Here is a 13024-nt window from a genome sequence, read left to right as displayed (position 1 = left end):
ACCACCCCCCCACCCAGCCGGGCCCCCGCACCCCCCGGGCCCCGCACCCCCCGGCCCCCCCATCGCCCGGCCCCCGCACCCCCCAACCCCCGCACCCCCCGGGCCGCCCCGCAAGCCCCGCACGTCCCCGTCGTACGGCCCGCCGGCCGACCCGGCGAGACGACCCCAGCCGAACCGGGCGTGTCGGCACCGCGCGCCCGGAGATCGCGGCATGCGTGAGACAGGCCCCGCATCCGGAGATGCGGGGCCTGTGTCGTGGGAGCCGGGGTCAGGTCAGTGGACGTCGCCCATCAGGGTCTTGACCTTGCGGCGGTACATCCAGACCGCGAAGCCGGCCAGGGCCGCGAGCAGGGCCTCGCCGAAGACGGCGCCCTTGCCGCCGAGGTCGACGCCGGCGACGGCCGGGTTGGACAGCAGGCTGGTGATGGAGTCGCCCGCGGTGACCGCGAGGAACCAGACGCCCATCATCTGGCTGGCGTACTTGGCCGGGGCCATCTTGGTCGTCACCGACAGGCCGACCGGGGAGAGGCACAGCTCGCCGACGGTCTGGATGAAGTAGATGCCGACCAGCCACATCGGGCTGACCGCGGTGCCGTTCGCCGCCATGAACAGCGGGATCAGGAAGAAGAAGAACGAGACGCCGACCAGGACCAGGCCCATCGAGAACTTCACGATGGTGCTGGGCTCCTTGCCCTTGCGGTTCAGCCACACCCAGAACCAGGCGAAGACCGGGGCCAGCGCCATGATGAAGAGCGGGTTCAGCGACTGGTACCAGGAGGTCGGGAAGTCGAAGCCCAGCATGTCGTGCGAGGCCTTGCCCTCACCGAAGGCCTGGACCGTGGACGCGCCCTGGTCGTAGATCATCCAGAAGACGGCGGCGGCGACGAAGAACCAGATGTAGCCGGACATCTTCGACTGCTCGGTGACCGACAGCTCCTTGTCCCGCTTGATGCGCAGCAGCACGCCGGCCGGGATCAGCAGACCGATGACGGTCAGCGGGATCATCGCCCAGTTCAGCGTGAAGTGGCCGGTGCCGCCGACGATGCCGTAGAAGACGGCCGCCACGATCACCCAGAGCGCGCTCTTGCGCAGCCAGGAGGTGCGCTCCTCGGCGCTCAGCGGCTTCGGGACCAGGTTGCTCTTAGGGTTCAGGCTCCGGGTGCCGAGCAGGAACGCGGCCAGACCGATCGCCATGCCGACCGCGGCCATGCCGAAGCCGAGGTGCCAGTTGACCTTCTGGCCGACGGTGCCGATGGCCAGCGGCGCGAAGAAGGCGCCCATGTTGATGCCCATGTAGAAGATCGTGAAGCCGCCGTCGCGACGCGGGTCCTCGGGACCGTCGTACAGGTGGCCGACCATGGTCGAGATGTTGGCCTTGAGCAGACCCGAACCGGCCGCGACCAGCGCGAGACCGGCGAAGAACGGGCCTTCGCCGCCGGGCACGGCCAGCACGATGTGACCGCACATGATCGTGACGGCCGCGATGGCCACCGTCTTGCGCGGACCCCAGACGCGGTCGCCCAGCCAGCCGCCGGGCATGGCGAGCAGGTAGACCATCGCCGAGTAGACGGAGACGATCACGGTGGTGGTGGCCACGTCCATGGCCAGGCCGCCGCCCATGCTCCCCTTGCCGGCGCCGGGGCCGCCGGAGAGCAGGTAGACGGTGAGAAGCGCCTTCATGCCGTAGTAGGAGAACCGCTCCCACATCTCGGTCATGAAGAGAGTGGCCAGTCCGCGGGGGTGGCCGAGGAAGGTCTTCTCGAAACCGGGGGTGCCCGGTTTGACCGAGTCCTTCGTCAGGCTGGACGCCATGGTCGTTCCTTGCTGATCGGGACGCGCGCTGGAGCGTCGCGCGCCCGGTGGGGGTCGGCCGGCACCGGCGGGGTCGGCCGTCCACCCCCACGCCCAGGGGGATTCCGCTCCGGATCGCGGAGCGGCGGACGGCGACCACCGGGATCCACGCCCCGCGACGCTTCACTGCGTCCGGAGCCCGGCCAGAGGTCATTCCTTTCAAGGCCGGCTCGCACCAGCCCGCACACGAAAGAGACCCCCAGCGTCGAATCCGCCGAAGGTCCCCGGTGTACTACAGGCGTTCACGTCACTGTACGTCAGGACACGGCCGGATAAGGAAGGACTTGAGACGCGGATCACAGGTGTCGCGGGAACCGTACGACACCATTCGAAGGTCCCTTCTACGATCGCACCCCCAGGTCCATGGTTCGTACCAACGCGGTGTGAAGGTAAGAATCCCGGAAACCGATCACACCCCGGCACCGCGCGCGGGCGGTCTACCATCACCTCATGACTCGTGTACTGCTCGCCGAGGACGACGCGTCCATCTCGGAACCGCTGGCCCGCGCCCTGCGCCGGGAGGGTTACGAGGTCGAGGTGCGCGAGGACGGACCCGCCGCACTCGACGCCGGCATGCAGGGCGGCGTCGACCTGGTCGTGCTGGACCTCGGGCTGCCCGGCATGGACGGCCTGGAGGTCGCCCGCCGGCTGCGCGCCGACGGCCACACCGTGCCGATCCTCATCCTGACCGCGCGGGCCGACGAGGTGGACACCGTCGTCGGCCTGGACGCGGGCGCCGACGACTACGTCACCAAGCCCTTCCGGCTCGCCGAACTGCTCGCCCGGGTGCGGGCCCTGCTGCGCCGCGGCGCCGCCGAGCCGCAGCAGCCGCCGGCCACGCACGGCGTGCGGATCGACGTCGAGTCGCACCGCGCCTGGATGGGCGACGAGGAGTTGCAGCTCACCGCCAAGGAGTTCGACCTGCTGCGGGTGCTGGTGCGGGACGCCGGCCGGGTGGTCACCCGCGACCAGCTGATGCGCGAGGTCTGGGACACCACCTGGTGGTCCTCCACCAAGACGCTCGACATGCACATCTCCTGGCTCCGCAAGAAGCTCGGCGACGACGCGGCGAACCCTCGCTACATCGCCACCGTCCGAGGCGTGGGCTTCCGCTTCGAGAAGAGCTGAGCCCCCTCCGGGGCCGGCTCGGGTGACCGCACATGCGCCGACGTCTCATCCAGTCCACTCTCGCCGTCGTCCTCGTGGTGATCGCCGTCTTCGGGGTCTCCCTGGTGATCGTCGAGACGCGGACCATCAGCAACAGCGCCCAGGAACGGGTGGAGTCCGAGGCGGTGCGGCTGGCCAGCATCGTGGACAGCCGGATCCTCGCCGCGGAGAACGTCAACGCGGACGTGCTGCGCAACCCGGTCAGCAAGGACCAGTACGTCCGGATCACCATGCCCGGCAAGACGCCGATCGAGATCGGCGAGCGGCCGGAGGGCGACGTCATCCACGCCGTACAGCACGGTGAGGAGGGCGAGACGGTCACCGTGCAGGAGCCGCGCTCCTCGGTGACCCGCGAGGTCGGCCGCACCCTGCTGATCATCGGCCTGGTCGCGCTGCTCGCCGTGGTCGCGGCCGTGCTGCTCGCCGTCCGGCAGGCCAATCGGCTCGCCTCCCCGCTGACCGACCTCGCCGAGACCGCCGAGCGCCTCGGCTCCGGCGACCCGCGGCCCCGGCACAAGCGCTACGGCGTGCCCGAGCTGGACCGGGTCGCCGACGTGCTGGACTCCTCGGCCGAGCGGATCGGCCGGATGCTGACCGCCGAGCGGCGGCTGGCCGCCGACGCCTCCCACCAGCTGCGCACCCCGCTGACCGCGCTGTCCATGCGCCTGGAGGAGATCACCCTCACCGACGACCCGGACACCGTGAAGGAGGAGGCGACCATCGCGCTGACGCAGGTCGAGCGGCTCACCGACGTCGTCGAGCGGCTGCTGACCAACTCGCGCGACCCGCGCACCGGCTCCGCGGTCACCTTCGACCTGGACGAGGTCATCCAGCAGCAGCTCGCCGAGTGGCGGCCCGCCTACCGGGGGGTCGGCCGGGCCATCGTCAGCTCCGGCAAACGGCACCTGCGGGCCGTCGGCACCCCGGGCGCGGTCGCCCAGGTGCTGGCCGCGCTGATCGAGAACTCGCTGATGCACGGCGGCGGCACCGTCGCCCTGCGCACCCGGGTCACCGGCAACCAGGCGGTCATCGAAATCACCGACGAGGGGCCCGGCGTGCCGGCCGACCTCGGCGCGCGGATCTTCGAGCGGACCATCAGCGGGCGGAACTCCACCGGTATCGGTCTGGCCGTCGCCCGTGACCTCGCGGAGGCCGACGGTGGCCGCCTTGAGCTGCTCCAGGCCCAGCCCCCGGTGTTCGGCCTGTTCCTGTCCCGGACGCCCCCGGCCCGCAAGCCGGACGAGGAACTGCCCACCGTCCGCTGAGCGGCCGGCCGCCGGGCTACGGCACCCGCTGCTTCGGCGGGTGCGGCCGGGTGCCCTCGGCCACCAGGATCGACTCCGCCTCCCGGGCCGGCAGCGCCCGGAACACCCACGAGCGGTACGACCAGAAGCGGAACAGGGTCGCGACCCCGATGCCGACGAACTTGAACACGTTGCTCTGCAGCGGGCTGTCCCAGCCGAACCCGTAGGTCGCCAGGTACAGCAGGCCGTTCTCGATCACCAGGCCGATGGCGCTGAACAGCAGGAACAGCGTCAGCTCACGGGTGCGGCCGCCCCTGTCGCGGTCCCGGTACGTCCAGTAGCGGAAGCCCACGTAGTTGAAGGCGATCGCGACCACCGTCGCGATGATGCTGGCGCGCACCACGGGCAGGTCCGAGACGTGCCGGACCAGGTTGAACACACCGAGGTTGACGAGGACGCCGGCACCGCCGACGGCGCCGAACTTGGCCATCTCGCGTACGAGGCGTTGCACCCCCGAGGAACGAGGTTCCATGGCTGTGCAGCTCCCGTCGGTAGGTTTCCTCAACCCCGCCATGCTATCCAGCGCCGCCGCCTCCCGCCCGTGGACAGGGCCAGGGCCCGGAAACAGGTCGGAAAGAGGCGGGAAAGCAGGAGGTAAGAGACCGGAGCGACCCCGGCGGAGGGACACGATCCGGCCGTACTCGGCGTGGCCGATACCCTAGGGGTGTGACGTTCCCGGTAGTCGGCATGGTCGGCGGGGGGCAGCTCGCGCGTATGACGCACGAAGCGGGCATCCCGTTGGGCATCAGGTTCAAGCTTCTCAGTGACACCCCCCAGGACTCGGCGGCCCAGGTCGTGAGCGATGTCGTCATCGGCGACTACCGCGATCTGGACACGCTGCGCGAGTTCGCGCGCGGGTGCGATGTGATCACCTTCGATCACGAACACGTGCCCACCGAGCACCTCAGGGCCCTGGAGGCGGACGGCATCCCCGTGCGCCCGGGGCCCGACGCGCTGGTGCACGCCCAGGACAAGGGGGTGATGCGCGCCCGGCTCGACGCGATCGGCGTCCCGTGCCCACGGCACCGGATCGTGACCGATCCCGAGGACGTCGTCCGCTTCGCGGCGGAGGGCGACGGCTTCCCGGTCGTCCTCAAGACCGTGCGCGGCGGCTACGACGGCAAGGGCGTGTGGGTCGTGGAGACGGCCGAGGAGGCCGCCGACCCGTTCCGCGCGGGCGTCCCGGTCCTCGCCGAGGAGAAGGTCGACTACGTCCGCGAGCTGGCCGCCAACGTCGTCCGCTCCCCGCACGGCCAGGCCGTCGCCTACCCGGTGGTCGAGTCGCGGCAGGTCAAGGGCGTCTGCGACACGGTCATAGCCCCCGCGCCCGACCTGGACGAGGACCTCGCGCTGCACGCCGAGCGGATGGCCCTCACCATCGCCAAGGAACTCGGCGTCGTCGGACACCTCGCCGTCGAGCTGTTCCAGACCCGCGACGGCCGCATCCTGGTCAACGAGCTGGCGATGCGCCCGCACAACTCGGGCCACTGGACCCAGGACGGCGCGATCACCAGCCAGTTCGCCAACCACGTCCGCGCCGTCCTCGACCTGCCGCTCGGCGACCCGCGCCCGCGCGCCCCGTGGACCGTGATGGTCAACGTCCTCGGCGGCGACTACCCGGACATGTACTCCGCGTATCTGCACTGCATGGCCCGCGACCCCAAGCTCAAGATCCACATGTACGGCAAGGACGTGAAGCCCGGCCGCAAGGTGGGGCACGTCAACACTTACGGCGACGACCTGGACGACGTGCTGGAGCGCGCCCGTCACGCTGCCGGCTACCTGAGAGGGACGATCACCGAATGAGCCCCGTCGTAGGGATTGTCATGGGGTCGGACTCCGACTGGCCCGTCATGGAGGCCGCCGCCAAGGCCCTCGACGAGTTCGAGATCGCCTACGAGGTCGATGTCGTCTCCGCGCACCGCATGCCCCGCGAGATGATCACCTACGGCGAGCAGGCCGCCGAGCGCGGGCTGAAGGCGATCATCGCCGGCGCGGGCGGCGCCGCCCATCTGCCGGGCATGCTCGCCTCGGTCACCCCGCTGCCGGTGATCGGCGTGCCGGTGCCGCTGAAGTACCTCGACGGCATGGACTCCCTGCTGTCGATCGTGCAGATGCCCGCCGGCGTCCCGGTCGCCACCGTCTCCGTCGCCGGGGCCCGCAACGCCGGGCTGCTCGCGGCCCGCATGCTCGCCGCGCACGACGAGGACCTGCTCCAGCGGATGCGCGACTTCCAGCAGGACCTCAACGACCAGGCCACCGAGAAGGGCAAGCGGCTGCGCTCCAAGGTCGAGGGCACCGGCGGCTTCGGATTCGGGAAGTGACCGCGATGACCTCTCTCGACCAGGCCCGGGAGCTGCTGCGCGAGTTCCCCGTCGTCGACGGCCACAACGACCTGCCGTGGGCGCTGCGCGCGCAGGTCCGCTACGACCTCGCCGCCCGCGACATCGCCGTACGGCAGGACGCCCATCTGCACACCGACCTGCCGCGGCTGCGCGAGGGCGGGGTCGGGGCGCAGTACTGGTCGGTGTACGTGCGCTCGGACCTGCCGGACGCGGTGCCGGCCACGCTGGAGCAGATCGACTGCGTACGGCAGCTCATCGCGCGCCACCCGGGCGAACTGCGGGCCGCGCTGACGGCCGCCGACATGGAGGCGGCCCGCGCGGACGGCCGGATCGCCTCCCTGATGGGCGCCGAGGGCGGCCACTCCATCGCCAACTCGCTCGGCACCCTGCGCGGTCTGTACGCGCTCGGCGTGCGCTACCTGACCCTCACCCACAACGACAACGTCGACTGGGCCGACTCCGCCACCGACGCGCCGCGGGCCGGCGGCCTGACCGCGTTCGGCCGCGAGGTCGTCGCGGAGATGAACCGCCTCGGCATGCTGGTCGACCTCTCGCACGTCGCGGCGACCACCATGCGGGACGCGCTGGACGCCTCCTCGGCGCCGGTGATCTTCTCGCACTCCTCCGCGCGCGCCGTCTGCGACCACCCGCGCAACGTCCCCGACGACGTGCTGGAGCGGCTGCCCGCCAACGGAGGCATGGCGATGGTGACGTTCGTGCCGAAGTTCGTGCTCCAGGCGGCCGTGGACTGGACGGCCGCCGCCGACGAGAACATGCGCGCGCACGGCCTGCACCACCTGGACAGCAGCCCCGAGGCGATGAAGGTCCACCGCGCCTTCGAGGAGCGCACCCCGCGCCCGGTCGCCACGGTCGCCACGGTCGCCGACCACCTGGACCACATGCGCGAGGTGGCCGGCGTCGACCACCTGGGCATCGGCGGCGACTACGACGGCACCGCGTTCACCCCCGACGGCCTCAGCGACGTCTCCGGTTACCCGAACCTGCTCGCCGAACTGCTGGACCGCGGCTGGTCCCGGGCCGACCTGGCCAAGCTGACCTGGCAGAACGCGGTGCGGGTGCTGGGCGCGGCGGAGGACGTGGCCCGGAGCGTCCAGGCCACGCGCGGCCCGTCCAACGCCACGATCGAGTCGCTCGACGGCTGACCGCGCGGGTCTCCGGGAACGGGACGGGCGGGGCGGTCGGTGGAGCCGGCGGCCCCGCCCGTGTCCGTGGCGTACCGACCGCTCACTCCTCGATGCGGCACAGGCAGAACGGGTGGCCGGCCGGGTCGGCGTAGACCACGAAGTCCTTCTTCTCCCGGTCCTCCAGGTCCAGCGGGCGGGCACCCAGCGCCAGCACGCGCTCGTGCGCCGCGTCCATCTCCGCCCAGCTGCGGCCGCCGTCGAAGTCGAGGTGGAACTGCTGGCCGTTGCGGTCCGCGCGCGGCCACTCGGGCGGGGTGTGCCCCTCGGCGCGCTGGAAGGCCAGCCGGGGGCCGTCCGGTACCTGGAGGACGACCCAGTCGTCGTCCTCGGCCGCCGGGGTGCCCCCGGCCACCGCCGCGTAGAACGCGGCCAGCGCGCGCGGATCGGGGCAGTCGAGCACCACGGAACGGAAACGGGCGACGGACGCCATCATCGACCTCCCTGGGTCAGCGGGCACAGCGGAGAGACGAGTGCCCCGGCGGGCCGAGGCCCACACGCGAGGCGCCGGTGCCGTGTGAAGGGGCCGTGGCGGACCGGGACTTGGGGCAGAATGCGCGAGGACGCCGGTTCGGCCGACTGAGCCTCGGCCGAACCGGCGTCACCGACAGGCGGGTCAGGCGGTGGGGCGGCCCATCGCGCGGTACGTCCAGCCCGCCCGGCGCCACAGCTCCGGGTCGAGGGCGTTGCGGCCGTCCAGGATCAGGCGGGTCGCGGTGGCCTCGCCGAGCGCCGCCGGGTCCAGCTCGCGGAACTCCCGCCACTCGGTCAGGTGCAGCACGGCGTCGGCGCCCCGGACCGCGTCCAGCGCCGTGTCGGCGTAGCCCAGGGTGGGGAAGACCTTGCGGGCGTTGGCCATGCCCTTCGGGTCGTACACCGTCACCTGGCCGCCCTGGAGGTGGATCTGGCCGGCCACGTTCAGCGCGGGCGAGTCACGGACGTCGTCCGAGTCCGGCTTGAAGGTGGCGCCGAGCACCGCGACCCGCTTGCCGAGGAAGGAGCCGCCGCCGAGCGCCTCCCGGGTCATCTCCACCATCTGGCCGCGCCGGCGCATGTTGATGGAGTCGATCTCGCGCAGGAAGGTCAGCGCCTGGTCCGCGCCCAGCTCGCCCGCGCGCGCCATGAAGGCCCGGATGTCCTTGGGCAGGCAGCCGCCGCCGAAGCCGATGCCGGCGCGCAGGAACTTGCGGCCGATCCGGTCGTCGTGCCCGATCGCCTCGGCGAGCTTGGCCACGTCACCGCCGGCGGCCTCGCAGACCTCGGCCATCGCGTTGATGAAGGAGATCTTCGTCGCCAGGAAGGAGTTCGCGGCCGTCTTCACCAGCTCGGCGGTCGGGAAGTCGGTGACCACGAACGGCGTGCCCTCGCCGACCGGCGTGGCGTACACCTCGCGCAGCAGCTTCTCGGCCCGCTCGCCGCGCACGCCGACCACGATCCGGTCCGGGTGCAGGGTGTCCTCGACGGCGAAGCCCTCGCGCAGGAACTCCGGGTTCCAGGCCAGCTCGGCGTCGCCGCCGGCCGGCGCGTGCTCGGCGAGGTAGGCGGCCAGCCGGTCGGCCGAGCCCACCGGCACCGTCGACTTGCCGACCACCAGGGCCGGGCCGCGCAGGTGCGGGGCGAGGGAGGCGACGGCGGAGTCGACGTACGACATGTCGCAGGCGTACTCGCCGTGCTTCTGCGGGGTGTTGACGCACACGAAGTGCACGTCGCCGAAGGCGCCGACCTCGGCCCAGTCGGTGGTGAAGCGCAGCCGGCCGCTCGACCCCTCGATGCCGGCCACGTGCTTGCGCAGCAGCTCTTCGAGACCCGGCTCGAACATCGGGGTCTCGCCGCGCTCCAGCAGGGCGATCTTCTCGGGTACGACGTCGAGCCCCAGCACCTCGAAGCCCAGCTCCGCCATGGCCGCGGCGTGCGTGGCGCCGAGGTAGCCGGTGCCGATCACGGTGATCTTCAGGCTCATGGGTGCTCCAGATCGGGTACGTCGGTGATGCGGAGCCGAGCATAGTCGGGCCGCCCGCCGGGGAAATTCCCCGCTGTCGGGTAGTCGTCGTGCGGCTGTCGCGTAGGTCACGTAGGCGTGATCCGGGGCGAGCACTAAAATTTGGGTTACTTAACGGTAATTAGCGTCACCATCACTGCGTCTTTGGAGCGTGAGAGACCTTGGCCGGATCGGCTGACTTCGACCTGTACCGCCCGTCCGAGGAGCACGACATGCTCCGTGACGCCGTCCGCTCCCTGGTCGAGGCGAAGATCGCGCCGTACGCCGCCGCGGTGGACGAGGAGGCCCGCTTCCCGCAGGAGGCCCTCGACGCCCTGGTGGCCAACGACCTGCACGCCGTGCACGTCCCCGAGGAGTTCGGCGGCGCCGGCGCCGACGCGCTCGCCACGGTCATCGTGATCGAGGAGGTGGCCCGCGCCTGCGTGTCGTCCTCGCTGATCCCGGCCGTGAACAAGCTGGGCTCGCTCCCGGTGATCCTCTCCGGCTCCACGGAGCTGAAGAAGAAGTACCTGGGCCCGCTGGCCAAGGGCGACGCCATGTTCTCGTACTGCCTCTCCGAGCCGGAGGCGGGCTCGGACGCGGCCGGCATGAAGACCAAGGCGGTCCGCGACGGCGACCACTGGATCCTCAACGGCGTCAAGCGCTGGATCACCAACGCGGGCGTCTCCGAGTACTACACGGTGATGGCGGTCACCGACCCCACCAAGCGCTCCAAGGGCATCTCCGCCTTCGTCGTGGAGAAGTCCGACGAGGGCGTCTCCTTCGGCGCCCCGGAGAAGAAGCTCGGCATCAAGGGCTCCCCGACCCGCGAGGTCTACTTCGACAACGTCCGCATCCCCGCCGACCGCATGATCGGCGAGGAGGGCACCGGCTTCGCCACGGCGATGAAGACCCTGGACCACACCCGCGTCACCATCGCGGCCCAGGCCCTCGGTGTCGCCCAGGGCGCCCTCGACTACGCCAAGGGCTACGTCCAGGAGCGCAAGCAGTTCGGCAAGCCGATCGCCGACTTCCAGGGCATCCAGTTCATGCTCGCCGACATGGCCATGAAGATCGCCGCCGCCCGCGCCCTCACCTACCAGGCCGCGGCCGCCTCCGAGCGCGTCGACCGCGACCTCACCTTCCAGGGCGCCGCCGCCAAGTGCTTCGCCTCGGACGTGGCGATGGAGGTCACCACGGACGCCGTCCAACTCCTCGGCGGCTACGGCTACACCCGTGACTACCCGGTGGAGCGCATGATGCGGGACGCCAAGATCACGCAGATCTACGAGGGCACCAACCAGGTACAGCGCATCGTGATGGCGCGCAACCTGCCGTAACCTCCCGACCGGTCGGTCACATGCGGGGCGGGGGCGGGGGACGTAGGACGGAAGCACACAGGACCCGTTCCCGGGTCCCCCCGCTCCCGAGGAGGAGCCATGGCCCAGCCCGAGACCACGATGCCCGCCATGACCCAGCGGATGCAGGACTGCATCGAGGCCTGCATGAACTGCCACAGCATCTGCGAGGAGACCATGAGCTCCTGCATGCAGCAGGGCGGGCAGGCCCAGATGCAGGTCATGCGCGCGCTCATGGACTGCTCCGAGATGACCCGGATGTGCGCCGACATGATGATGCGCCGCTCGCCCATGTCGGGCGAGATGTGTGCGATGTGCGCCAAGGCGTGCGACATGTGCGCCGAGGCGTGTAGGTCCATGCCCGACGACCCGCAGCTGATGCGCTGCGCGGAGGCGTGTCGCCGCTGCGCGGAGATGTGCCGCTCCATGGCGGCCGTCTGAGGCCGGCACCGGCCCGACAGCACTCAAGGGCACCCCTCGGGGCGCCCTTGAGTGTGCTCGCGGCCGGGCTAGTTCCCGGAGACCGTGACCTTCTCGTCGTTGTTCAGCTCGTTCACCAGGGTCTTCACCTTGGCCTTGTCCCAGACGAGGTTGCCGCCCGAGGAACCGGAGATCGGCATGTTCATCGAGGTGCCGTCGCCGCCGCTGACGCCCTTCATCGCCCAGAACATCGAGGCCAGGTCCCACAGGCCCATGTCCTTGTCGACGATCAGCGAGTCCAGGCCCGCGCCCATGGTCGGGTAGAACCGGAACGGGTTGAGCACCGTCGACGGGGTGGCCACCTGGTGGGCCAGGGCGGCCAGGAACTTCTGCTGGTTCTTGGTGCGCTGGAGGTCCGAGGCGGCGAACGCGTGCCGGGTACGGACGAAGGCGAGCGCCTGCTGGCCGTTCAGCGTCTGCTTGCCGGCCTTGAAGTCGGCGCCGGACCACTTGTCCTTGAAGCCCTTGTCGAGGGTCATCTCGACACCGCCGACCGCGTCCACGATGTTCGCGAAGCCCTGGAAGCCGATCTCCACGTAGTGGTCTATGTGCAGGCCGGTGTTGTACTCGACGGAGCGCACGAGGAGGGTCGGGCCGTCCTCGGCGTAGGCGGCGTTCAGCTTCTCGTGTCTGCCGCGCGCCGGATAGGTCTTCCCGGACGTGGAGCCCTTGTACGACGGCACGACGACGTCCGAGTCACGCGGCAGCGAGATCAGCGTGTCCCCGTTGCCGCCGACGTGCAGGATCATCATCGAGTCGGTGCGCTTGCCCTCGGCGCCGCCGGTGTGCAGCTTCTTCTCGTCCTCCTTGGACATGCCCTCACGGCTGTCCGAGCCGACGATCAGGTAGTTCGTGCCGTCGCCCGCCTCGGGACGGTCGATGACCGTGGAGAGGTCGACCTCGCGGCGCAGCTTGGAGTCGGCCCAGAAGTAGGTCGCCACCGAGGTGACGACCACCACTGTCGCCACCGTGATCGCCGTCCACTTGATCCGGCGCCGCCAGTTCGGGGCGGGGCGCGGGGCGCGGGTGGGGGTGCCGTCGGGGCCGCCCGGGCCCCGGCCGCCGGGGGTGCCGTAGACGTGGCCCGTGTTGTAGCCACTGTCGTAGCCGGGAGCCCCGTCGTACCCCTGGCCGTCGACGTACGACGGCTGCTGCGGGACCCCGGCCCCCTGCGGCGGAGCCGCCGGGCCGCGCCGCACCTGACGCATCACGCGGGCACCCTCCGGCTGCGCGCCGGCGCTGCCGCGTCCGTAGCGCGGGCCGCGGTTGTCGTCGGACCATCCCTCGGGCCAGTCATTCATGCGGACCAGTGTGCAGGGCGCGGGTATGTCCCTTACAA

General features: G+C 71.0%; 12 protein-coding genes. 7 read left to right on the top strand and 5 right to left on the bottom strand.

Translation table 11 applies throughout. The features are described 5' to 3' along the window. Positions 1–273 precede the first annotated feature (273 nt). The gene (locus tag NX794_RS33445) at positions 274–1812 is read right to left on the bottom strand and encodes a peptide MFS transporter (protein ID WP_258783435.1); all 1539 of its coding nucleotides are present in this window, start codon (positions 1810–1812) and stop codon (positions 274–276) included. Between the two features lie 489 nt (positions 1813–2301). Here NX794_RS33445 and NX794_RS33440 point away from each other — a divergent pair, with 489 nt between their 5' ends. After that, positions 2302–2979 (top strand): response regulator transcription factor, encoded by a 678-nt coding sequence (locus NX794_RS33440; protein WP_030653180.1) that lies wholly within the window; start codon positions 2302–2304, stop codon positions 2977–2979. Between the two features lie 32 nt (positions 2980–3011). Then, positions 3012–4283 (top strand): ATP-binding protein, encoded by a 1272-nt coding sequence (locus tag NX794_RS33435; RefSeq protein ID WP_258783434.1) that lies wholly within the window; start codon positions 3012–3014, stop codon positions 4281–4283. Between the two features lie 16 nt (positions 4284–4299). Here the strand turns inward: NX794_RS33435 and NX794_RS33430 are convergent, their stop codons facing one another. Further along, positions 4300–4794: a GtrA family protein gene (locus NX794_RS33430; protein WP_258783433.1), complete on the bottom strand. Its 495-nt coding sequence runs from the start codon at positions 4792–4794 to the stop codon at positions 4300–4302. A 194-nt stretch (positions 4795–4988) separates the two neighbouring features. On the opposite strand from NX794_RS33430, the gene NX794_RS33425 reads away from it, so the two are divergent. Genes NX794_RS33425 through NX794_RS33415 form a run of 3 tightly spaced genes read left to right on the top strand, consistent with a single transcriptional unit; the run spans position 4989 to position 7830 of the window. After that, a complete protein-coding gene (locus NX794_RS33425) occupies positions 4989–6128 on the top strand; it encodes a 5-(carboxyamino)imidazole ribonucleotide synthase (RefSeq protein ID WP_258783432.1) in 1140 nt (379 codons plus the stop codon). Then, positions 6125–6646, top strand: a complete 522-nt coding sequence (purE, locus tag NX794_RS33420; protein ID WP_258783431.1) for a 5-(carboxyamino)imidazole ribonucleotide mutase — start codon at positions 6125–6127, stop codon at positions 6644–6646. Before NX794_RS33425 ends, purE begins: the two co-directional genes overlap by 4 nt. 5 nt (positions 6647–6651) lie before the next feature. Then, complete coding sequence (locus tag NX794_RS33415) at positions 6652–7830, top strand: dipeptidase (RefSeq protein ID WP_258783430.1); 1179 nt, start codon at positions 6652–6654, stop codon at positions 7828–7830. A gap of 82 nt (positions 7831–7912) precedes the next feature. Here NX794_RS33415 and NX794_RS33410 read toward each other — a convergent pair whose 3' ends face one another. Together NX794_RS33410 and NX794_RS33405 are read right to left on the bottom strand one after the other, a co-directional pair. Continuing rightward, entirely contained in the window at positions 7913–8302 is a 390-nt protein-coding gene (locus NX794_RS33410) for a VOC family protein (RefSeq protein ID WP_258783429.1), read from the bottom strand. A 183-nt stretch (positions 8303–8485) separates the two neighbouring features. Further along, positions 8486–9829, bottom strand: a complete 1344-nt coding sequence (locus tag NX794_RS33405; RefSeq protein ID WP_258783428.1) for a UDP-glucose dehydrogenase family protein — start codon at positions 9827–9829, stop codon at positions 8486–8488. 200 nt (positions 9830–10029) lie between these two features. Between NX794_RS33405 and NX794_RS33400 the strand changes: the two genes are divergently transcribed. Both NX794_RS33400 and NX794_RS33395 read left to right on the top strand, forming a co-directional pair. Further along, a complete protein-coding gene (locus tag NX794_RS33400; RefSeq protein ID WP_258783427.1) occupies positions 10030–11187 on the top strand; it encodes an acyl-CoA dehydrogenase family protein in 1158 nt (385 codons plus the stop codon). Positions 11188–11286: 99 nt separating this feature from the next. Next, on the top strand, positions 11287–11646 hold the full coding sequence (locus NX794_RS33395; RefSeq protein WP_258783426.1) for a four-helix bundle copper-binding protein: 360 nt from the start codon (positions 11287–11289) through the stop codon (positions 11644–11646). 68 nt (positions 11647–11714) lie between these two features. Here NX794_RS33395 and NX794_RS33390 read toward each other — a convergent pair whose 3' ends face one another. Continuing rightward, on the bottom strand, positions 11715–12986 hold the full coding sequence (locus tag NX794_RS33390; protein ID WP_258783425.1) for an LCP family protein: 1272 nt from the start codon (positions 12984–12986) through the stop codon (positions 11715–11717). Positions 12987–13024: the final 38 nt, after the last annotated feature.

It is taken from the genome of Streptomyces pyxinicus, assembly GCF_024753135.1.
In the GTDB taxonomy this organism is placed as follows: domain Bacteria; phylum Actinomycetota; class Actinomycetes; order Streptomycetales; family Streptomycetaceae; genus Streptomyces; species Streptomyces pyxinicus.
This window is presented reverse-complemented; position numbering and strand designations above follow the sequence as displayed.

Bases quoted from the DNA above. Each gene is read 5' to 3' on its own strand.
- NX794_RS33415 (WP_258783430.1), top strand. From the start codon at position 6,652: ATGACCTCTCTCGACCAGGCCCGGGAGCTGCTGCGCGAGTTCCCCGTC.
- NX794_RS33440 (WP_030653180.1), top strand. From the start codon at position 2,302: ATGACTCGTGTACTGCTCGCCGAGGACGACGCGTCCATCTCGGAACCG.
- NX794_RS33445 (WP_258783435.1), bottom strand. From the start codon at position 1,812: ATGGCGTCCAGCCTGACGAAGGACTCGGTCAAACCGGGCACCCCCGGT.
- NX794_RS33410 (WP_258783429.1), bottom strand. From the start codon at position 8,302: ATGGCGTCCGTCGCCCGTTTCCGTTCCGTGGTGCTCGACTGCCCCGAT.
- NX794_RS33430 (WP_258783433.1), bottom strand. From the start codon at position 4,794: ATGGAACCTCGTTCCTCGGGGGTGCAACGCCTCGTACGCGAGATGGCC.
- NX794_RS33395 (WP_258783426.1), top strand. From the start codon at position 11,287: ATGGCCCAGCCCGAGACCACGATGCCCGCCATGACCCAGCGGATGCAG.
- purE (WP_258783431.1), top strand. From the start codon at position 6,125: ATGAGCCCCGTCGTAGGGATTGTCATGGGGTCGGACTCCGACTGGCCC.
- NX794_RS33435 (WP_258783434.1), top strand. From the start codon at position 3,012: ATGCGCCGACGTCTCATCCAGTCCACTCTCGCCGTCGTCCTCGTGGTG.
- NX794_RS33405 (WP_258783428.1), bottom strand. From the start codon at position 9,829: ATGAGCCTGAAGATCACCGTGATCGGCACCGGCTACCTCGGCGCCACG.
- NX794_RS33390 (WP_258783425.1), bottom strand. From the start codon at position 12,986: ATGAATGACTGGCCCGAGGGATGGTCCGACGACAACCGCGGCCCGCGC.